Raw genomic sequence first — 21,102 nt, forward strand, 5'->3', positions numbered from 1 at the left:
TGGACGTGACGTTCGAAGTCGCCGCCTGGGCCAGGGAAACTGAATGAAGTTCTATATCAGCAGCGCCTTTCTGAACACCGCGGAGATCGTCGAGATCGCCAAGGCCGCCGACGAACTCGGCTACCACGGCATCGGTATCCCGGATCATGTCATCAACCTGGAAACGCTGGCCACCCCGTACCCGTACACCAAAGACGGGCAGCGACGGTGGCAGCCGTTCACCGACTGGCCCGATCCCTGGGTGCTGGTCGGCGCGCTTGCACAGCTCACCACCCGGCTGAAGTTCGTCACCACGGTCTACATTCCGGCGATGCGCAATCCCTACTCGGCCGCCAAAGCCATTGGCACCGCAGCGCTTTTGGCGTCCGGACGAGTGGAGCTGGGCATCGGGGTGGGCTGGTGCGAGGAGGAGTTTACCTTGATGGGCGAGCCCTTCGCGGGTCGCGGCCAACGCACCGACGAAATGCTCGAGCTGATGCGCGAGCTGTGGAAGCCGGGCTGGACCGAATTCGACGGCCAGTTCTACCGGGCGCCGCGGCTGGAGATGTGCCCGACCCCACCGCCGATACCGATCTACGTCGGCGGGCTCAGTGGGGCCGCGTTGCGCCGTGCCGCCCGCCACGACGGCTGGATCGGGGATCTGATCAAAACCGACCGCGCCCTCGAGGCGGCGGGCCGACTGCGGCAACTGCGCAGCGAAAATGGTTTGCCACTCGACGATTTCACCATTTTGACGCCGCTCACCGATGCCGTCACCGCGGCCGACTATCGGCGGGCCGAAGATGGTGGCATCACCGGCGTCATCACCATGCCGTGGATGTTCTACGCCGGGCCGGGTGCCAGCCTGACCGAAAAGATCGACGGCATGCGGCGGTTCCGCCAGGAGCTGGCGCTGGACTAGCGCGAGCAGGACGCACAAGCCCCTATTTCGGGGTCGAAGTAGGGGCTTGTGCGTCTGCTCGCGGTCGGTGGCCTACACGTCGAAGTAGAGGGCGAACTCGTAGGGGTGCGGGCGAATGTTGACCGGCTCGATCTCGTTCTCCCGCTTGAAGGCGATCCACGTCTCGATCAGGTCGGGCGTGAACACGCCGCCCTCGGTGAGGTATTCGTGGTCTTCCTCGAGCCGATCGATCACGTCGGACAGTTGGGTCGGGGTCTGCGGGATGCTGGCGGCCTCTTCCGGCGGCAGCTCGTAGAGGTCCTTGTCGACCGGCGCCTGCGGCTCGATCTTGTTCTTGATGCCGTCCAGGCCGGCCATCAGCATGGCCGAGAACGCCAGATACGGGTTGCCCGAGGAGTCGGGGCTGCGGAACTCCAGCCGCTTGGCCTTCGGGTTGCTGCCGGTGATTGGAATACGGACGCATGCGCTCCGATTCCGCTGACTGTAGACCAGGTTGATCGGGGCCTCGTAGCCGGGAACCAGCCGCTTATAGGAGTTGACCGTCGGGTTGGTGAACGCCAGCAGCGACGGCGCGTGGTGCAGCAGGCCGCCGATGTAGTACCGGGCGGTGTCCGACAGACCGGCATACCCGGTCTCGTCGTACATCAGCGGGCTGCCGTCCTTCCACAACGACTGGTGGGTGTGCATGCCGGAGCCGTTGTCGCCGAAGAGTGGCTTGGGCATGAACGTCACGGTCTTGCCGGCCTGCCACGCGGTGTTTTTGATGATGTACTTGTACAGCTGCATGTCGTCGGCGGCATGCAGCAGCGAGTTGAACCGATAGTTGATCTCGGCCTGCCCGCCGCTACCCACCTCGTGGTGGCCCTTCTCCAAGATGAAGCCGGCGTTGATCAGGTTGGTCAGCATCTTGTCGCGCAGGTCGACGTACTGGTCGTTGGGCGCCACCGGGAAATAGCCGCCCTTGGGGCGGACCTTGTAGCCGCGGTTGGGGCTGCCGTCGGTCTCGGTCGCGTTGCCGGTGTTCCACCACCCCGAGATCGCGTCCACCTCGTAGAACGCGCCGTTGACGCGGGAGTCGAAGCTGACCGAGTCGAAGATGTAGAACTCGGCCTCGGCGCCGAAATATGCGGTGTCGGCGATGCCGGTGCTGGCCAGGTAGCTCTCGGCCTTGCGGGCGATGTTGCGCGGATCGCGCGAGTAGGGCTCCAGGGTGAACGGGTCGTGCACGAAGAAGTTGAGGTTGAGCGTCTTGGCCTCGCGGAACGGGTCGATGCGCGCGGTTTCCGGGTCGGGCAGCAGCAGCATGTCGGACTCGTGAATGGCCTGGAAGCCGCGAATCGACGAGCCGTCGAAGGCCACGCCGTTCTCGAACAGGCTCTCGTCGAACGCCGAAGCCGGAATCGTGAAATGCTGCATCACTCCGGGGAGGTCGCAGAACCGGACGTCGACGTATTCGACCTTCTCGTCCTTGGCGAGTTTGAAGACGTCGTCGGGCGTCTTTTCCGTCACAGAATGCTCCTTTACTTGGTAATCCGCGGCCGACGCTATGGAGCCGATATTGCCCGCCAGTCAACCCCGTGTTGCGCAGACGTTACTGACCACGGCGCCCACGGTAGAACTCGGGCTGCCCCCGGGACCTATTGTGAAGCCATGGCCGGCAAGATCGTATCTGGTCCGTTCCGCGGGGCGCGCGGGCCGTACCGGCACCGGGGGTCCCCGCTCACCGGACCGGGTCGATGACGTCGCGATCGCCCGGCGGATACCCGGGCCAGACGCTCGGCTTGCCGCAGGCCGGGCCGGGTTCACTGGCCCCAACGGGTCGCCGGCTGGCGGCGCTGCTGATCGACTGGCTGATCGCCTACGGCCTGGTATTGCTCGCGATCGGCGTCGGCGTGGTCGCCCGGGCCATGCTGCCGACGGGAATCCTGCTCGTCTGGCTCGCCCTCGGCGTGCTGGCCGTGCGGCTGTTCGGGTTCACCCCGGGGCAGTTGACGCTGGGCCTTCAGGTGGTGTCGGTGGACGGCCGGCTGCCCGTCGGGGTGGGCCGGCTCGCCGCGCGAGGACTGCTGATCGGGTTGGTGATTCCGCCGTTGTTCACCGATGCGGACGGGCGGGGGTTACACGACCGGTTGACCGGCACGGCGGTGGTGCGGCGCTGAGTCGGGCGCGGCCTACTTGCGGCGCACGGTGCGCGCGACGTTGCGCATCCTGCCGGTGCTGGGCAGTGGTCCCTTCGGCAGGACCGCGGCGCCGGTCCGCGACCCCAGCGCGACGAGTCGCGACTCCAGCGTGTCGATTTGCTTGACGGTGATGTTGGCCGGCAGGCGGGTCAGGTGACGCTCTAACTTGGCCAGCGGAACCTCTCCGTCGCCGTTCCCGACGATGACGTCGTAGATCGGCACGTTACCGACCAGCCGCGCGGTGCGTTTCTTTTCCTGGGCCAGCAGCGGTTTGACCCGGGCCGCCGAGCCCTCGCCGACGAAGATGACGCCGGGCCGGCCGATCACCCGGTGGACGGCGTCGAAGTGGCCGGTGGCCGCCACGCCGGGGGTCACCCGCCACTTGCCGCGCAGGTTTTCCAGCGCCCAGGCCGCCGCGCCGGTTTGACCCTCGGCTTTGCGGTAGACCGTTCGCTGGGCTCGGCGCCCGAAAATGATGAACGCGACCAGCGCGCCCAGCAGCACCCCGAGCGGGATCAACGTGAACATGGTGAAGCCGCCGGCCCACACCCCGACCGCCACCGACGCGCCCACGATCAGCAGGAAGGCGCCGATCATGTACGGCAGCAGGCGCTGGTCCTCCTTGCGCTGCATGGTGAACGCCTGCCACAGCTGGCTGCGGCGCTGCCGAGCGGCGGCCTTGCGGGCGGCCTTTGCCGCGGCCTTGGCGGCCTTGTTTTCCGCGGCGTTTCGGGGTTTGGCCATAGTCATCAAGAATACGTAACCACCGGGTCAACCGGATGCGGTGAGTCCGGCGCCCAGTGCCTGCCGGTAGAGCCGGCCCGCCCGGTATGACGATCGCACCAGCGGCCCGGCCAGCACCCCGGCGAAGCCCAGCCCCTGCGCGAAGCGTGCGAACTCGTTGAATTCGTCCGGTGTGACCCAGCGCTCGACCGGGTGGTGGCGGGCCGAGGGGCGCAGGTACTGGGTGATGGTGACGATGTCGCAGCCGGCGTCCCGCAGATCGGCCAGCGCGGTGCGCACCTCGTCGGGGCTTTCGCCCAGGCCGAGGATGAGATTGCTCTTGGTGACCAGCCCGACGTCGCGCGCCGCGGTCAGCACGTCCAGGCTGCGCCGGTAGCTGAACGCGGGCCGGATCCGTTTGAAGAGGCGGGGCACGGTTTCCACGTTGTGCGCCAACACTTCCGGTCGGGAGTCGAAGACCTCCGCAAGCCGGTGGGACTCGCCGTTGAAGTCGGGGATCAGCAGTTCCACCCCGGTCTGCGGGTTGCGCTCTTTGATGGCACGCACCGTGGCCGCATACAGCCAGGCCCCGCCGTCGGGCAGGTCGTCGCGGGCCACACCGGTCACGGTGGCGTAGCGCAGCCCCATCGCGTGCACACTCTCGGCGACCCGTCGCGGCTCGTCGCGGTCCAGCGCGGCCGGCTTTCCGGTGTCGATCTGGCAGAAGTCGCACCGGCGGGTGCACTGGTCACCGCCGATCAGGAAGGTGGCTTCCCGGTCCTCCCAGCATTCGAAGATGTTGGGGCAGCCGGCCTCCTCGCAGACCGTGTGCAGGCCCTCGCGCCGGACCAGGCTTTTCAGCGCGGCATACTCCGGTCCCATCCGGGCGCGTGTCTTGATCCACGGCGGCTTGCGCTCGATCGGGGTGGCGGCGTTGCGCACCTCCAGCCGCAACAATCGGCGGCCGTCCGGAGTGACAGTCACATCGCCGATGGTACGCGGGCGCCGATGTGGCCCGCCTGACGACGATGCGCGCCGGAACGGCGGGCTGAGGAGCCGGGCACGTGGTCTCGGACCGGCAGCACGCCGTCCAGGGCGTCACAAACCGCGTCGGCGACCGTCGACCGAACCTCGTCGACACCGACCCGGTGTCCAAGCTCGACCGACAACGACGTCACGCCCGCATCGGTAATGCCGCACGGCACAATGGTGGCAAACGCGGCCAAGTCGCAATCACAGTTGAGCGCAAACCCGTGCAGTGTCGTCGCGCGCGACACCCGCACGCCGATGGCGGCGACCTTGCGAGCGGGGCGCCCCGGTAGCCACACCCCGGAGCGCCCGTCGACCCGGACCGCGTCCAGACCCAGATCGCCGCACACCTTGATCAGCGATTCCTCAAGGCGCCGAACGTAATCGACCACATCGAGCGGTTCGGCCAGCCCGATGATCGGATAGCCGACCAGTTGTCCCGGACCGTGCCAGGTAATCTTGCCGCCACGATCGGTGTCTACGACATCGATGCCGGGCGTGCCGTCGACGGGCCGCTCGTGTGGCTGGGTGCGTCGTCCGGCGGTGTACACCGCGGGGTGCTCCAGCAGCAGCAGCGTGTCGGGGCCGCCCGCGACCCGGGCGTCGGCCAGGTCGCGCTGCAGCTGCCAGGCGACCCGGTAGTCGACGGTGCCGAGCTGGCGAACGTCGATCGCGTCCGAGCTGGACCGGATGGAGCCAGTCACAACGACGAGGCTACCCGGGATCGGCGGGCCAGGTGCGGTGAAGTCGGCGGCCGGCCCGCTGATCAGCGGTGCTAGTCCCTGCTAGTCCGGGTCACGGCGCGCCATGGCGTAGCTCAGTGCCTCCCCAATCGTGTTGTGGTGGAACCGAAAACCGGCCTGCTCGAGCGCGCTGGGGATGACGCGCTGGCCGATCAGCAGCCCTTCATCGGCGAATTCGCCAAGCGCGGCGCGCACCGCGAAACCGGGCAGCATCAACGGGGTCGGGCGGTTGAGCGCGCGGCCGAATGCGGTGGTGAACTCGGCGTTGGTGACCGGCGCCGGCCCGGTCATGTTCACCGGCCCGGACAGCGTGGGGTGCGAGATGGCAAACAGCAGCGCGCGCACCTCATCCTCCAGGCTGATCCATGACATGTATTGCCGGCCGCTGCCCAGCCGGGCGCCCAGACCCACCGAGAACAGCGGCCGCATCATCCGCAGCGCACCGCCGGCCGGGGCCAGCACCAGGCCGGTGCGGGCCAGCACCACCCGGGTGCCGGCGTATTGGGCGGGCAGCGTCGCGGCTTCCCAGTCCACACACAGCCGGGCCAAGAAACCCGTTCCCGCTGGGGCATTTTCGTCGACTACCCGGTCCCTGGTGTTTCCGTAGTAGCCCACCGCGCTAGCGTTGATCAGGGTGCCCACGCCGGCGTCGGCGACCGCGGCGGACAGCACCTCGGTCGGGGTGATCCGGCTGTCGCGCAGGCTCTGTTTGAACGCCCCCGACCACCGGCGCGCACCGATGTTGACCCCGCACAGGTTGACCACCACGTCGACATCGGCGAGCGCGTCGGCGTCGAACTCGCCGCTCTCCGGATTCCAGTGCAGCTCTTCGGAATTCGCTGGCGTCCGGCGCACGATGCGAAGCACCGGGTGGTCGGCTGCGCGCAGCGCCGCGGTCAGCGCCGAGCCGATCAGGCCAGACGAACCCGCTATCGCGACAACGGCTTTGGCCACGTTCTCACAGCCCCAGATCGGCCTCGAACGCTGCCTCTTCGAGCCGGTGCTTGATCGTGGTGAGGAACCGTCCGGCATCGGCGCCGTCGATCAGCCGGTGGTCATAGGTCAGCGGCAGATAGCAGATTGAACGGATGCCGATCGACTCGTTGCCGAAGCTGTCGACGATCACCCGCGGTCGTTTGACAATGGCCCCGGTGCCGAGCATGGCGGCCTGCGGCGGGACCAGGATCGGGGTGTCGAACAAGGCGCCCTGGCTGCCGATGTTGGTGATGGTGAAGGTGCCGCCGGACAACTCGTCGGGCTTCAAGTTGCCCGAGCGCGCGCGGGCAGCGATGTCGGCGATCGCTCGGGCCAGGCCGGCCAGTGACAAGTCGCCGGCATTGTGAATGACCGGGGACAGCAGACCCTGCTCGGTGTCGACGGCGAAGCCGAGGTGTTCGGCGTCGTAGTAGGTGATCTCCTTGGTGTCCTCGTTGTAGCTGGCGTTGATGTTGGGATGAATCTTGAGGGCGTCGATCACCGCCTTGGCAATGAACGGCAGGTACGTCAGGTTCACCCCCTCACGCTCGGCGAACGCGGCCTTGGCCCGGGCGCGCAACCCCACGATCTTGGTCATGTCGACTTCGTGGGTTTGGGTGAGCTGGGCGGTGGCTTGCAGGGATTCGCGGGTCTTGTTGGCGGTGATCTGGCGGATGCGGCTGGCCTTCTGTGTGGTGCCGCGCAGATGCGCCAGCGCTGGTGCCGGCCCCGGCGCCGCTTTCGCCGCCGGCGCCGAGGGTGCGGCCGGGGCGGCCGCGGGTGCCTTGGCGGCTTCCTTTGTCCGCTCAACCGCGGCCAGCACGTCCTGCTTGCGGATCCGCCCGCCCACGCCGGTGCCGGTCACGGTGGCGAGGTCGATGTTGTTCTCGGCGGCCAGTTTTCGCACGAGCGGGGTCACATACGGCGCACCCTCGGCGCCGCCTTCCGGCCGGGCAACCGGTGGCGGCTGTACCGGCGCGGCAACCGGCGCGGGCGCGGGCGCGGGCTCGGCAACCGGCGCGGGCGCGGGCGCCGGCGCGGGCGCGGGCGCGAGCGCGGGCTCGGCAACCGGCGCGGGCGCGATAACGCTGCCCACAGCGGTTCCGATCCACGCCAACTCGCCGCCCACCTGCACGGTGTCGTCCTCGTGCGCGGTGATGCTGACGAGGACGCCGGCCACCGGCGATGGGATCTCGGTGTCGACCTTGTCGGTGGACACCTCCACCAGCGGCTCGTCGACCTGAACCGAATCGCCGACCTTCTTCAGCCAGCGGGTCACCGTGCCCTCGGTCACCGATTCGCCGAGTTCGGGCATCAGCACCGGCCGCGCGTCGCCGCGGGCCGGCGGGGCCGCCTGGGCCGGCGCCGCTTCGGGTTCAGGTTCGGGCCGGGCCTCCGGTTGCGGTTGGGCCGCGGGTGCCGCCTCGACCGTGGGCCGGGGTGTGGGCGGCGCTTCTTCCTCCGCGGCGGCTTCGTCGGGGCCGCCGATGATGGCCAGTTCACCGCCCACCTCGACGGTGTCGTCCTCCTGGGCGATGATCTTGGTCAGCACACCAGCGGCCGGTGCCGGGATTTCGGTGTCGACCTTGTCGGTGGACACCTCGACGATCGGCTCGTCCAGTTCGACCGTGTCGCCCTCTTGCTTGAGCCAACGGGTGACCGTCCCTTCGGTAACGCTCTCACCAAGTGCCGGCATCTGGACTGAGAACGCCATTGCTGTTGACTCCTCGATCGTCGTCGGTCGCAGGTCGACCTGGGTAGGAAACCCAACTGGATGTCGAAACTATCCTGTCACTGTGCCGGATGAGGCACACAGCCAGGGGACTTCGACCGCGCGGCGCGTCGAACATCCTTGTTACGGAGGTCCGATGCCAGCAATTTCACAGGCCCCCCAACGATTCGTGGACAGCGCGGACGGGGTCCGCATCGCGGTGTACGAGGACGGCAACCCCCAGGGTCCCACGGCCGTGCTGGTGCATGGCTTCCCGGACTCGCACGTGCTGTGGGACGGGGTTGTTCCGCTGCTGGCAAAGCGGTTCCGCATCATCCGTTACGACAACCGCGGGGTGGGGTTGTCGTCGGCGCCCAAACCCGTGGCCGGCTACACCATGGCCCGTTTCGCCGACGACTTCGCCGCGGTCGTCGCCGCGCTGAGCCCGGGCCAGCCGGTGCACGTGCTGGCCCACGACTGGGGTTCGGTGGGCGTCTGGGAGTACCTGGGCAGGCCGGGGTCGCGGGATCGGGTCGCCTCGTTCACCTCGGTGTCCGGTCCCAGCCAGGACCATCTGGTCAGCTACCTGGTGGGCGGTCTGCGCCGGCCCTGGCGCCCGCGGACCTTCTTTCGGGCGCTGAGCCAGTTGCTGCGCCTAAGCTACATGGCGCTGTTTTCGGTGCCCGTGCTGGCGCCGCTGCTGCTTCGGGTGGCGTTGTCGAGCGCGGCCATCCGGCGCAATATGGTCGACAACATCCCCGCCGACCGTATCCACCACTCCGCCACGCTGGCCCGCGACGCGGCTCGCTCGGTGAAAACCTACCCCGCCAACTACTTTCGCGCGTTTTCCGGTAGCCGCCGCGCCCGTGCCATTCCGGTCGTGGACGTTCCGGTGCAGCTGATCGTCAACACGAACGATCCGTACGTGCGGCCCCACGGGTACGACGAAACGGCCCGCTTTGTGCCACGGCTGTGGCGGCGCGACATCAAAGCCGGTCACTTCTCGCCGATGTCGCACCCGCAGGTGATGGCGGCCGCGGTGGCTGACCTCGCCGACCTGGTCGAAGGCAAACCACCCAGCCGCGCGCTGCTGCGCGCGCAGGTCGGGCGTGCGCGCGCGAGCTTCGGCGACACCTTGGTCTCGGTCACCGGGGCCGGCAGCGGGATCGGTCGGGAGACCGCGCTCGCCTTCGCCCGGGAGGGCGCCGAGGTGGTGGTCAGCGACGTCGACGAGGCCACCGTCAAGGAGACGGCCGCTGAAATCGCCGCGCGCGGCGGCGTCGCGCACGCCTACGTGGTCGACGTGTCCGACGCCGACGCGGTCGAGGCCTTCGCCGAGCGGGTCAGCGCCGAGCACGGCGTGCCCGACATCGTGGTCAACAACGCCGGTATCGGGCAGGCGGGGGGCTTCCTGGACACCCCGGCCGAACAGTTCGACCGGGTGCTGGCCGTCAACCTCGGTGGCGTGGTCAACGGCTGCCGGGCGTTTGGCCGGCGCCTGGTCGAGCGCGGCACCGGCGGCCACATCGTCAACGTGTCGTCGATGGCCGCCTATGCCCCGAACCAGTCGTTGAGCGCCTACTGCACCTCCAAGGCGGCGACCAACATGTTCTCCGACTGCCTGCGGGCCGAACTCGACGCCGCCGGTGTCGGTTTGACCACCATCTGCCCCGGCGTCATCAACACCAACATCGTCCGGGCCACCCGGTTCGACGCGCCGGCCGGCGACGGCGAGCGCGTGTCCGACCGGCAGGGGCGGATCGACACGATGTTCGCGCTGCGCCGCTACGGTCCGGACAAGGTCGCCAACGCCATCGTGTCCGCGGTCAAGAAGAACAAGCCGATCCGGCCGGTCGCGCCCGAAGCCTATGCGCTCTACGGCCTTTCGCGGGTGCTGCCGCAGGCGCTGCGCAGCACCGCGCGCCTGCGGGTCATCTGACCGCTACCCGTTGTCGGCGATGTCCTCGAGCACCGCAAACATGGTCCGGGTCGGCACACCGGTGGCCCCCTTGGGCGTGTAGCCCCACGCGTTGCCGGTGTTGTAGGCCGGGCCGGCCACGTCGATGTGCGCCCAATCCACCGAATCGGAAACGAATTCCCGCAGGAACACCCCGGCCACCAGCATGCCGGCGAACCGTTGCCCACTGACATTGGCCAGGTCGGCCACCGTGGACTTCAGGTCGTCCTTGAGTTCGTCGGGCAGCGGCATCGGCCAACCGTTCTCGCCCACCCGCTGCGAGATCGCGGCGACCCGGTCACGGAACTCGTCGCTGCCCATGACGCCGGGGATGCGGGCACCCAGTGCCACCGTTTGCGCGCCGGTCAGGGTGGACGTTTCGATCAGGTAGTCCGGGTTGTCCTCGCAGGCGCGAACGATGGCGTCGGCCAGGATGAGCCGGCCCTCCGCGTCGGTGTTGAGCACCTCGACCGTGGTCCCGCCGTACTGGGTCAGCACGTCCCCGGGGCGTTGCGCCGTGGCCGACGGCATGTTCTCGGCCATCGGCACGGTGGCGATCACGTCGATCGGCAGCCGCTGCCGGGCGGCCAGCGTGATGGTCGCGATCACCGCGGCGGCCCCGCCCATGTCCGAGGTCATGTGGTGCATGGATGCGGCGGGTTTGATCGAGATCCCGCCGGTGTCGAAGGTGATGCCCTTGCCGACCAGGGCCACCCTCTTGGCTAGCTTCGGGTTCTTGGCCAGCTGCGATCCCCGATGGGTCAACCGCACCAGCCGCGGCGGTCGCGACGAGCCCTGGCCGACACCGATCACCCCGCCGTAGCCGGCCCTGCGCAGCGCCTTGTCGTCGAGCAGCTCCACCTCCAGACCCGCGGATTCTCCCAATTCTCGTGCACGCCTAGCGAATTCGGCGGGAAACAAATGGCTGGGCGGGGTGTTGACCAGGTCGCGGGCGGTGCCGACCGCGGTCGCGACGGCCACGGCGTGCGCGCCCTGCGGCTTGGCGTCTCGCGCGGTGGATAGCACGGTGATCTTGCGCAGCCCGGCGTCTTTGGGCGCGGTCTTGGCGCTGCGGAAGGCGCTGAACCGGTAGCTGCCCAGGATGAGCCCCTCGACGACGGCCGAGCAGCAGCCGTCGCCGGGCAGCTCGGCCAGCGTGGTGATCACCGCACCGGAACTGCCAAGGGCCCGGGCCGCCACACCGGCGGCCCGCCGGATCGCATCGGTCGGCCATTGCTGCCGGGGTTTGCCCAGGCCAACCGTCAGCACGCTGGCCACCGGCAGCGACGACACCACCAGCCGGTGCACCTGCTCACTGGCGCCGGTGGCCTCCAGCGCCCGCAGACCGGCCTCGATGTCGGCCACCGAGTCCGCGGACAGGAACGGCTCGGCCGACACAACGGCCGCGCCCGGCTGATCTTCTTCGCCGGTCGAAACGACCGGCACCAGCAATACCGAAGAACTCACACCGCGTTTCGGCAGCGATGTGGCGATGTTGACAGCGGGGGATTGGTAACCCAATGCGGTGGCCACGGCCAACCACCCTAGTCGGGCGACGATGCGCGCAATTCGAAGGCGGTCACCGGGTCGTCAAAACCCTTCAGCGTCAACGGGTCACGGGCGATCGCGGGCCAGCCCGGCAGCTTGTCCCGCAGGGCCGGTGCGGCCAGGATCTGCCCCGGCGCCGCGACCGCCACCAGTCGGGCGGCCAGGTTTACCGGGTTGCCGAAGTAGTCCCCGTTGATGGCCAGCACCGTGCCGTAGGCAAGACCGGCGCGGACCTGCAGGTGAGCCGCACGCGCCTTGGGGTGGCCGACAAGATCCACGGCGGCCTGCACCAGCCGCTCGGGCTGCGGACTTACCCACATCACCGCATCGCCGATGAACTTCACCACCCTGCCGCCGTCGGTGTGCACCACATCTGTCACGGTGGCGCCGAACTCGTTGAGCAACTCCGACAGCTGTGCGGGCGTGAGCGTCTGGGTCAACGCGGTGAATCCGGACAGATCGGCGAAACCGACACCGCACGTCACGCTCGCCGAGGTGTCTTGGATGACATCCTCAAAATAGGTGCGGGCGCTGGTCAGATGGTGGCGGTGGACGGTGTCGATCAGTGCCCCCATCCGCGGGACGAACTCGGCGGCCGCGCGGTAGGCCTGCGCCGTGGCGAGCTCATCGTGGGTATGGGTCATCTGGATGTCCGGCATCCCGGCGCGGATGATGGTTGACTCGGCCTCGGCAAGTCGGGCCATGGCGGCGCCGAGCACCCGCAACAGGCCATACGCGCCGTCCTCACCCACCACCGCCTTGAGCGCGACCCACGTCTGCAGGGCGTCGACGTCGGCCTGGCTCAGCGCGGGAACATCCGGGCCGGCGACGGTCAGGCCCAGCAGCGCCCAGGCGTGTGCCACTTCGTCGGCGGACAACCCGAGCCGTTCGGCCGCGGTCACCAGGGTGTAGATCGGGCGTCCCGACCACTGCAAGACGTCACCGGCCAGCCCGAAGAGCCGGCCGCGGCGCTCGGCTTCAACCATCTCGTCAACCGTGAAGCCAAGCTCGTCCAGATACTTGATCAGGTCGGCCCGGTCACGCGGATTGGCGATCCCGGCAGCCGCCAGGGCGTCGAAGTCGAGGGAATCGGACACCTGCCCCAGTGTGCCAGCAGCCGTGCTGACTAGGGTGGGACGCCGTGACCGATGCGCCGGAATTGCAGCATGGACCGTTGGAAGACCGCCACCGTGCGCTGGGCGCGAGTTTCGCGGAGTTCGGCGGCTGGTTGATGCCCGTGTCGTATGCCGGAACCGTCAGCGAACACAACGCCACCCGCAACGCCGTCGGCCTGTTCGACGTCAGCCACCTGGGCAAAGCGCTGGTTCGGGGACCCGGCGCGGCCCGGTTCGTCAACTCCGCGCTCACCAACGACCTGCGTCGCATCGGACCGGGCAAGGCGCAATACACGTTGTGCTGCACCGAATCCGGCGGTGTCATCGACGACTTGATCGCCTACTACGTCGCTGACGACGAGATTTTTCTGGTGCCCAACGCCGCCAACACCGCCGCCGTGGTCGACGCGCTGCGGGCCGCCGCGCCGGCTGAGGTGACGATCACCAACCTGCACCGCGACTATGCGGTGCTGGCGGTGCAGGGGCCGCGATCCAACCGGGTGCTTGCCGCACTGGGACTGCCCACCGACATGGATTACATGGGCTACGCCGATTCGGTGTGCTCGGGGGTTCCGGTGCGTGTTTGCCGCACCGGCTACACCGGCGAGTACGGGTACGAACTGCTGCCCCCCTGGGAGTCGGCCCCGGCGGTGTTCGACGCGCTGGTGGCGGCGGTGTTTCAGGCCGGCGGCGAGCCCGCCGGCCTGGGTGCTCGCGACACGCTGCGCACCGAGATGGGCTACCCGTTGCACGGGCACGAGCTTTCGCTGGACATCTCCCCGCTGCAGGCCCGATGCGGCTGGGCGATCGGCTGGCAGAAGGATGCGTTCTTCGGCCGCAACGCGCTGCTCGCGGAGAAGGAGGTGGGGCCACGGCGACTGCTGCGGGGGCTGCGTACGGTCGGCCGGGGTGTGTTGCGGCCTGGGCTCACGGTGCTGGACGGGGACCGTGCCGTCGGGGTCACCACCTCGGGCACGTTCTCGCCGACGTTGCAGCGCGGCATCGCGCTGGCGCTGATCGACACCGATGCCGGTGTGCAGGACGGACAGCACGTCACCGTCGACGTGCGCGGCCGCGCGGTCGACTGCGACGTGGTGCGTCCCCCGTTTGTTGAGGTGAAAACCCGCTAGCAGGACAGCCGGGTGGCTGCGGTAGCAAAATCCGGTTCGCACACCGATAGAATCGGCCCATGTTGCGTCCTGCAAGTTGGACTGAACTAGCGGGTGTGAGTCCCGTCCCGGTAGGCACCGGAGCGCCGGGTAGCAGGCCCCGGTTCGTCGTTGAGAGGCGGCGGGCTAAGCGGGGTGTCAAGAGCCTCTTTGGAGGGAGCAAGTGCGCGGGCCGTAGTGCCGTTAGGTGCGAGTCCTGCAGCCTCGTCAGATTTACAACGGAGGAGCCGAGCCGCTCATGTCACGGCGAAGGCCTATGTTCGTCGAGCCCTGGTCCGGGGTTAGCTCGGCGGGTCCTTCCGGGTACGGGGCGGCACGTGCACACAGTTCAGTCGGGAACAGGAGAGGCCCGTCTGCTCAGCCTGCGTCGGGCAAAGACCAGGGGTATAAGCCGATGGTGAAATCCCTTGGAGAGCAGCGGGAGTCCGAGGGGGTCGTAGTACCGCTGATCGGCGTGAGAGACACGTCGGGAGGGAAGGGCCCCTGCTTTGATCACGCGCGCGGAGCGGGTAAGCGCAAGGGCATGACCGGGTTTGCTCGGTCCAATTCCCCCGGCAAGCCATCGCTTGCCGTAGCCGACGAGGAGCCGTTGGTGGTCTCGCCGGTGAAAGTGCGACAACTGCAACGGGCGCTATGGGCTGCGGCCAAGCAGTCTGAGGGTCGGCGTTTCCATGCCCTATATGACCGTATCTACAGGGTGACGTCCTGTGGGAGGCGTGGGAACGGGTGCGCAACAACAAAGGCGCCGGGGTGGATCGGATCACCCTGGTTGCGGTGGAGGACTACGGCGTGGACCGCATGTTGCGTGAGTTGCGCTGTGACCTTCGCACGGGTCGTTACCGTCCGGCGCCGGCGCGTCGGGTGGAGATCCCGAAACCACAGGGTGGTTTGCGGCCGTTGGGGATTCCCACGGTGCGAGACCGGGTGGTCCAGGCGGCGGCCAAGATTGTGTTGGAACCGATTTTCGAGGCGGATTTTTTGTCGTGCTCGTATGGGTTTCGGCCGAGGAGGTCGGCGACGATGGCCAAGGAACGCTTGCGGACCGGGTTCATCGAGGGTTACCAGTTCGTGGTCGAGTTCGATATCGCTAATTTCTTCGGCGAGATCGACCATGAGCGTCTACTTGCTGAGGTGGGTAGGCGGGTCTCGGATCGGCGGGTGCTCAAACTGCTGCGCTTGTGGCTGCAGGCAGGAGTGATGGTCGAAGGGGTGATCCAGCGGACGGTCGCGGGCACACCGCAGGGCGGGGTGATCTCGCCGCTGTTGGCCAACATCTATCTGCATCTGCTCGACACCGAACTGGCCGCCCGTGGGGTGGGTGAGTTGGTGCGCTACGCCGATGACGGGGTGGTGTTGTGCCGCAGCGCGGCGCAAGCCGAGCACGCCTTGGCGGCGGTCGGGGAAATCCTGGCGTCGTTGGGGTTGCGGCTGCATCCGGATAAGACGAAGGTGGTCGATCTGAGGGAGGGTCGCGACGGTCTGGATTTTCTGGGCTGTCACTTCCGGGCTCGCATGTCGGGACGGCTGTGGGAGCAGCGCCGTATTGTGCGCTACTACCTGCAGCGCTGGCCCTCGCAGCGCGCGATGGTCCGATTACGGGCCAAGGTGGGTGATCGCACCGGCCGCAATCGGGTTGGGCTGGATATCCGTGACGTGATTGCGGAATTGAATCCGATCCTGCGCGGCTGGGGTAACTACTTTCGCACCGGCAACGCCGCCCAGAAATTCGGCCAGATCGACCGGTACGTGGTGCGGCGGCTGTTCCGCTTGATGGTCAAGAAGCGGGGCCGCAATCTGTGTGCTGGACAAGCCGATCAGTGGACCGAAGCGTGGTTCAACGGGCACGGCCTGCACCGCTTGCGTGGCACCATCCGCTACCCGAAGGCAGCGTAACCATGTTCAGAAGATCATCGGTAAGCCGTGTGCGGGAAAACCGCACGCACGGATTGAAAGGGGGATGGGGAAACGGATCCGCTTTGCGGACACCGCGCCCCTGACTACCAATGGCCAGCGGCTGCCTCGAGTTCACGGTTTCCCGCGCGGAGCACCCGGCGACCGAGGCCGAGCGTGCGGCCATCTTGGCCGACCCTGGCTTCGGCAAATACCACACCGACCACATGGTGTCGATCGACTACGCCGATGGCACCGGTTGGCACCACGCGCGGGTCATCGGCTACGGCCCGATCGAGCTGGATCCGTCCGCGATCGTGCTGCACTACGCCCAACAGGTGTTTGAGGGGCTCAAGGCTTACCGCTGGGCGGACGGGTCGATCGTGTCGTTTCGCGCCGAGGCCAACGCCGCCAGGTTACGCTCGTCGGCTCGGCGGCTGGCCATTCCCGAAATGCCCAGCGAGCTGTTCATCGAATCCCTGCGCCAGCTGATCGCCGTCGACAACGCCTGGGTGCCGCGCGCCGGCGGTGAAGAGGCGTTGTATTTGCGGCCGTTCATCTTCGCCACCGAGCCCGGTCTTGGGGTGCGCCCGGCCAAGGAGTACCGCTACCTGTTGATCGCCTCGCCGGCCGGTGCGTACTTCAAGGGCGGCATCACGCCGGTCAGCGTCTGGGTGTCGACCGAGTATGTGCGGGCCTGCCCGGGCGGCACCGGTGCGGCTAAGTTCGGCGGCAACTACGCCGCCTCGCTACTGGCGCAGGCCGAGGCCGCCCAGAACGGTTGCGATCAGGTGGTGTGGCTGGACGCCGTCGAACGCCGCTACGTCGAAGAGATGGGCGGCATGAACATCTTCTTCGTGCTCGGCAGTGGCGGCTCGGCGCGCCTGGTCACCCCGGAGCTGTCCGGCTCACTGCTGCCCGGTATCACCCGGGATTCCTTGCTGCAGTTGGCCAGTGACGCCGGGTTCGCGGTCGAGGAGCGCAAGATCGACCTCGCCGAGTGGCAGAAGAAAGCCGCCGCCGGCGAGATCACCGAGGTGTTCGCCTGCGGCACCGCCGCCGTCATCACCCCGGTCGCACGGGTGAAGTACGGCGACAGCGAGTTCACCATCGCCGACGGTCAACCCGGTGAAGTGACGATGGCCTTACGCGACACGCTCACCGGGATCCAGCACGGAACGTTCGCTGACACCCACGGCTGGATGTCGCGGCTGGGCTAGCGCGCTGATGCGCTTGCCGGGGTCTGGACGGCGGGCGGTTGAGCGGCAGCATGGCCCGGTGGGGCAGGGCGTGGGCCGGCGGCATTGGCATGCCCGGCGGAAGTTCTTGCGGTGAGCGCGATGCCCGACGCCGGCGAAGCCGGCTATGCGGTGTTCGCCGACCCGGGATCGGCTTGGATGACGCGGTTGCCCGATAGCGGCCGGCGGACTGGTGCGCGCCGGCACCTCGCCTCGGGCCGGTGCGTGCCAAGCCGCGGCGGCGGCAACGACGGCCAGGGTGAGTACGACGACAGCCGGCCAGATCGTCGTGTGCTTCTGCGCGATCTCGCCGAGTACGGCTCCCAGCACCGTGGATTCGACGGCGACCAACGTCGACCCGAAGCAGATCAGCGTCGCGCGATGCCGCTCGGCGGCGAACACGCTGATCCACGATATCGACGCGGCAACCACCGTTTGCGCGGCAACCGTCGCCAGCAGGAACGCCGTGCCGTAGGCCCACATGTGGTGCCATTGACCGCAGCACTCGGCCACGATGCACAGCAGCGCGGAGGCCATGCTGAGCAGCGCGCTGCCCAGCAGCATGCCGCGCACGCCGAACACCCGGTACACCTGCCGCCACACCTGCGAGCCGACCACCAAGCCGATGCTGGACAGCACCACCAGCACATGCAGGCTGCCGCTCGTCTGCGCGGCGCGCAGGCTGTAAAACGTGGTGCCCAGGGTGATCGGAGCGAACAACAGGTAGGTGATCACATACCGGCGAAACCACGGCTGCGTGCGGGCTATCGCGACGCCTTGACGGTAAACGTCTCGCAGCGGCCTGCGGGCGGCGGTGGGCGACGCCTGCCGCATCGGGCCAACGAACAGCGCCGCGACGGCGGCGCAACCCAGGCCGGCGGCGCCCAGCCGGAGCAGGTCGTGGTAACGCGCCATATCGTCGCCACGGGCCAGCATCGGCACGATGACCAGCGTGACGGCGGTGGCCAACACCGACCCAATGGCCCCCTGGGTCAGCAGCAGCTCGCCCCGCCGCAACGCGGACAGCTTGCTGGAGATCATGTCGGTGTACGCGACACCGGACACCCCGCTCAGCGCGCCACTGACCGATGCCGTCACCAGGAAAACCGCCGCGACGACCGCGCCACTCCAGGGAACCGCGGCGTTCAGCAGAACCAAGGCCGCCGCCGCCGCCGTCAACACCGATAAGAGCAGGTGCCGGAGCCGGCCGGCGCGCTGCAGCACCAGCGGTGACACCGAATTTCCGAGAATCGCGCCGATGCTGAACGCCGGGAACAACAGCCCAGCCACCCAGCTGAGGCCCTGATGTGCGCAGATGACCGGCAGCACCACGGCACCGCTGCCCAGCTGCATCCCGGCGGTGTAGAAGCTCCCCTGGGTAACCAGCCGCCCAAACGGGTTGCGCGGGCCAGAGCCGGCGGATACCTGCCTGACCAGCCATGATGCGGGCATGGCGAAGACGCTATCGGTGTTGTGCGGCCACAACCATCCCCCAATCGGACATCAAACGTCGACTCGTCTGTCCCCCGATCGGGGGACACCCACCCGGCCTACCCGCCGGCTAAAACCGAGCCACGCCAGCAAACGTCACGGCGCTGACCGTCGTGGTCAACTCGATCACGCCGCCCAGCACGTCACCGGTGAGGCCGCCGAACCGGCGTACGCAGTGCCCCGCCAGGGCAGCCCCGCACGACACCGCCACCAGGACCGCCACCGGTCCGTGCCAGGGCCGGGGACCTGCCAGCAGCGACACCACAACCAGCACCGCCAGCCAGCCCACCAGCACCGGCGCGGGCTGGGTACCGGCCACCCGGGCGCCCAGGGCGCTGCCCTCGGCCGCCGGCACCGACCGGCGACAGGCCAGCACCGCGCCGACCCGCCCGGCAAGGACGGCCACGAGGATTCCGAGGCTGCCGGCCGCGCTCAACGCCGAGAAGGCCAGACCCTGCAGCGTGATGACCACGACGACGGCCGCCACCCCGAACGGCCCGGTCGACCCGGAACGCATCACCGCCAGCCCACGCCGCGGTGGCCCGTAGCAACCCAGCCCGTCGGCCGTATCGGCGAGGCCGTCGATGTGCAGGCCGCGGGTGACGACCAGCAGGACCGCCACCGCGAGCAGGCCCGGCAGCGGGCTGGATGGGCCGAACGCCCAGGCCCCGGCCCAGGTGACGGCCGCGGCCAGGGCGCCCAGGGCGGCGCCGACCACCGGCAACGCGGTCATGGGGCCACGGCCCATCGCCATGGCCCACCGCGCGGGCACCGGCATCACCGTCGCGAACGCGAAAGCGGCCGCCAGCGAACGGATCACGAGGGCGAAGGGGTCGAGACGCCGGCCTCGGCGAAGGTCGCCATCGTCGACAGCGCCGCCACCGCGGCGCGCAGCAACGGCAGGGCCGCGGTGGCGCCGGTGCCTTCGCCCAGCCGCATCCGCAGGTCCAGAATCGGTTCCAGCCGCAACGCCGACAATGCCAGCCCATGACCCGGTTCGGTGGATCGGTGACCGGCCCGCCACCACAGCCGGCAGCCGGGGGCGAGGCGTTCGGCGACCAGGGCCGCGGCCGTCACCGCCAGGCCATCGAGCAGCAGCGGGGTGCGCCGAACGGCGGCCTGTGCGCAAAAGCCCGCGATCGCCGCCAGGTCCGCACCGCCGCAGCAGCGCAGCAACGCAACCGGATCGGGCAGCACCGGCCGCACCCGAAACAGCGCATCGCGCACCGCGGCCGTCTTGCGTGCCCAGCCGGCGTCGTCGATGCCGGTGCCGTATCCGACCACCGCCACCGGCTCGGCGTCCGTCAACGCCGCCACCAAGACCGCGGCCGCGGTGGTGTTTCCGATGCCCATGTCGCCGGCGATGAGCAGATCGGCGCCGGCGTCGACCTCTTCGTCGGCGATCTGCTGGCCGGCCGCGATCGCGCGGGCGGTCTCCTCGTCGGTCAACGCGTCGGTTGCGCTGATATCGCCGCTGCCGCGGCGCACCTTGTGCGCGCCGATCCGCTCCGACAGCGCAGCGGCGTCCACGGCCAGGTCGGCGACCCGCACCGTCGCCCCGGCGACACCGGCCAGCGCGTTGATCGCCGCCCCGCCGGCGTCGATGTTGGCCACCATCTGGGCGGTCACCTCGGGCGGGTAGGCCGACACCCCGCAGCGGGCGACGCCATGGTCGCCGGCGAACACCACCACCCGGGCGCGCTCGAACTGGCGCGGCGGACACCGACCCTGGCAGGCCGCTATCCAGACCGACAGGTCTTCGAGGCGACCCAGCGCACCCCGCGGTTTGGTCAGGGCGTCCTGACGGGCGCGGGCGGCGGCCTCGGCGGCCGGATCCGGCGGTGACACCGGTGCGAATCCGATCATGGCGACGCCGGCTTGATCGGTACGGCCTGCCCGGCCACCACCAGCACCACCCGGTCACACAGCGCGGCCAGTCGCTGGTTGAGGCCGCCGAGCTGGTCGGCGAATCGGCGCCCGGACGCGGTGGCCGGGACCACGGTCAGCCCGACCTCCGGGCTGACCAGCACCAGGGTTGCCGCAAACCCGCCGACCGCGTCGAGCATGTCCTCGATCGTGTGCTGGATGACAACGTCCTGCGATCCGTGGTCCCAGGCGTGGTGGCGGTCCAGCGTGCGGGTCAGCCAGGCGCCCAGGTCGTCAACCAGCGTCGGGGTGTGCGGTGACTCCCGCAATTGGGTGACGATGTCGTCGGTTTCGACGGTCAACCAGTGCCCGGGCCGGCGGTTGCGGTGCCCGGCAACCCGTCGCGCCCACTCCGTGTCGTCCTGGCTGGCCGGCCCGGCCGCCAGATAGCGGACCGGCTGGCCGGGCGGCAGTGACGCGGCGACGGCCCGCTCCGCCCACCGGGACTTCCCCGACCGGATTCCGCCGAGCACCAGCGTGCGCACCGGGTCAGGCGGCTTCCCGAC

At 68.9% G+C, this 21,102-nt stretch carries 18 protein-coding genes; 6 read left to right on the top strand and 12 right to left on the bottom strand.

What is annotated here, in order from left to right; all coding sequences use genetic code 11:
• The first annotated feature begins 43 nt into the window (after positions 1-43).
• Positions 44-901 carry a TIGR03619 family F420-dependent LLM class oxidoreductase gene (locus G6N20_RS05220; RefSeq protein ID WP_083046566.1) on the top strand — a complete coding sequence of 286 codons (858 nt, stop codon included), beginning with the start codon at positions 44-46 and terminating at the stop codon, positions 899-901.
• 72 nt (positions 902-973) lie between these two features.
• Here the strand turns inward: G6N20_RS05220 and glnA are convergent, their stop codons facing one another.
• Entirely contained in the window at positions 974-2,410 is a 1,437-nt protein-coding gene (gene glnA / locus G6N20_RS05225; RefSeq protein ID WP_083046567.1) for a type I glutamate--ammonia ligase, read from the bottom strand.
• 227 nt (positions 2,411-2,637) lie between these two features.
• On the opposite strand from glnA, the gene G6N20_RS05230 reads away from it, so the two are divergent.
• Positions 2,638-3,060: an RDD family protein gene (locus G6N20_RS05230; protein ID WP_083046568.1), complete on the top strand. Its 423-nt coding sequence runs from the start codon at positions 2,638-2,640 to the stop codon at positions 3,058-3,060.
• Positions 3,061-3,072: 12 nt separating this feature from the next.
• Here the strand turns inward: G6N20_RS05230 and G6N20_RS05235 are convergent, their stop codons facing one another.
• The 5 genes from G6N20_RS05235 to sucB form a co-directional block, all read right to left on the bottom strand.
• Positions 3,073-3,825 carry a DUF4191 domain-containing protein gene (locus G6N20_RS05235; protein ID WP_083046569.1) on the bottom strand — a complete coding sequence of 251 codons (753 nt, stop codon included), beginning with the start codon at positions 3,823-3,825 and terminating at the stop codon, positions 3,073-3,075.
• A gap of 27 nt (positions 3,826-3,852) precedes the next feature.
• Positions 3,853-4,788, bottom strand: coding sequence for a lipoyl synthase (lipA, locus tag G6N20_RS05240; protein ID WP_083046570.1), 936 nt, complete (start codon positions 4,786-4,788; stop codon positions 3,853-3,855).
• The gene (gene lipB, locus G6N20_RS05245; protein ID WP_083046571.1) at positions 4,785-5,537 is read right to left on the bottom strand and encodes a lipoyl(octanoyl) transferase LipB; all 753 of its coding nucleotides are present in this window, start codon (positions 5,535-5,537) and stop codon (positions 4,785-4,787) included. Before lipB ends, lipA begins: the two co-directional genes overlap by 4 nt.
• Before the next feature lie 81 nt (positions 5,538-5,618).
• Entirely contained in the window at positions 5,619-6,530 is a 912-nt protein-coding gene (locus G6N20_RS05250; protein WP_083046572.1) for a TIGR01777 family oxidoreductase, read from the bottom strand.
• A gap of 4 nt (positions 6,531-6,534) precedes the next feature.
• The gene (gene sucB, locus G6N20_RS05255) at positions 6,535-8,265 is read right to left on the bottom strand and encodes a 2-oxoglutarate dehydrogenase, E2 component, dihydrolipoamide succinyltransferase (protein ID WP_083046573.1); all 1,731 of its coding nucleotides are present in this window, start codon (positions 8,263-8,265) and stop codon (positions 6,535-6,537) included.
• Positions 8,266-8,419: 154 nt separating this feature from the next.
• On the opposite strand from sucB, the gene G6N20_RS05260 reads away from it, so the two are divergent.
• Positions 8,420-10,201, top strand: coding sequence for an SDR family oxidoreductase (locus G6N20_RS05260; protein WP_083046574.1), 1,782 nt, complete (start codon positions 8,420-8,422; stop codon positions 10,199-10,201).
• Between the two features lie 3 nt (positions 10,202-10,204).
• Here the strand turns inward: G6N20_RS05260 and G6N20_RS05265 are convergent, their stop codons facing one another.
• Together G6N20_RS05265 and G6N20_RS05270 are read right to left on the bottom strand one after the other, a co-directional pair.
• On the bottom strand, positions 10,205-11,752 hold the full coding sequence (locus tag G6N20_RS05265; RefSeq protein WP_083046575.1) for a leucyl aminopeptidase: 1,548 nt from the start codon (positions 11,750-11,752) through the stop codon (positions 10,205-10,207).
• 11 nt (positions 11,753-11,763) lie between these two features.
• Positions 11,764-12,864: an adenylate/guanylate cyclase domain-containing protein gene (locus tag G6N20_RS05270; RefSeq protein WP_083046576.1), complete on the bottom strand. Its 1,101-nt coding sequence runs from the start codon at positions 12,862-12,864 to the stop codon at positions 11,764-11,766.
• Positions 12,865-12,908: 44 nt separating this feature from the next.
• On the opposite strand from G6N20_RS05270, the gene gcvT reads away from it, so the two are divergent.
• The 3 genes from gcvT to G6N20_RS05285 all read left to right on the top strand — a co-directional run bounded on the left by gcvT (position 12,909) and on the right by G6N20_RS05285 (position 17,161).
• Entirely contained in the window at positions 12,909-14,012 is a 1,104-nt protein-coding gene (gene gcvT, locus G6N20_RS05275; RefSeq protein WP_083046577.1) for a glycine cleavage system aminomethyltransferase GcvT, read from the top strand.
• 765 nt (positions 14,013-14,777) lie between these two features.
• The gene (gene ltrA, locus G6N20_RS05280; RefSeq protein WP_197745493.1) at positions 14,778-15,944 is read left to right on the top strand and encodes a group II intron reverse transcriptase/maturase; all 1,167 of its coding nucleotides are present in this window, start codon (positions 14,778-14,780) and stop codon (positions 15,942-15,944) included.
• A gap of 110 nt (positions 15,945-16,054) precedes the next feature.
• Positions 16,055-17,161, top strand: a complete 1,107-nt coding sequence (locus G6N20_RS05285; RefSeq protein WP_083046842.1) for a branched-chain amino acid aminotransferase — start codon at positions 16,055-16,057, stop codon at positions 17,159-17,161.
• On the opposite strand, the gene G6N20_RS05290 is transcribed toward G6N20_RS05285, so the two are convergent.
• The 4 genes from G6N20_RS05290 to G6N20_RS05305 all read right to left on the bottom strand — a co-directional run bounded on the left by G6N20_RS05290 (position 17,087) and on the right by G6N20_RS05305 (position 21,081).
• The gene (locus G6N20_RS05290; RefSeq protein WP_083046915.1) at positions 17,087-18,631 is read right to left on the bottom strand and encodes a hypothetical protein; all 1,545 of its coding nucleotides are present in this window, start codon (positions 18,629-18,631) and stop codon (positions 17,087-17,089) included. The genes G6N20_RS05285 and G6N20_RS05290 overlap by 75 nt on opposite strands.
• Before the next feature lie 109 nt (positions 18,632-18,740).
• Complete coding sequence (locus G6N20_RS05295; protein ID WP_083046843.1) at positions 18,741-19,490, bottom strand: adenosylcobinamide-GDP ribazoletransferase; 750 nt, start codon at positions 19,488-19,490, stop codon at positions 18,741-18,743.
• Complete coding sequence (gene cobT / locus G6N20_RS05300) at positions 19,487-20,536, bottom strand: nicotinate-nucleotide--dimethylbenzimidazole phosphoribosyltransferase (RefSeq protein WP_083046844.1); 1,050 nt, start codon at positions 20,534-20,536, stop codon at positions 19,487-19,489. Before cobT ends, G6N20_RS05295 begins: the two co-directional genes overlap by 4 nt.
• The gene (locus G6N20_RS05305) at positions 20,533-21,081 is read right to left on the bottom strand and encodes a bifunctional adenosylcobinamide kinase/adenosylcobinamide-phosphate guanylyltransferase (protein ID WP_083046916.1); all 549 of its coding nucleotides are present in this window, start codon (positions 21,079-21,081) and stop codon (positions 20,533-20,535) included. The genes cobT and G6N20_RS05305 overlap by 4 nt, the downstream gene beginning before the upstream one ends.
• Between the last annotated feature and the right edge of the window lie 21 nt (positions 21,082-21,102).

The sequence above is a fragment of the Mycobacterium shinjukuense genome (assembly GCF_010730055.1).
Classification (GTDB): domain Bacteria; phylum Actinomycetota; class Actinomycetes; order Mycobacteriales; family Mycobacteriaceae; genus Mycobacterium; species Mycobacterium shinjukuense.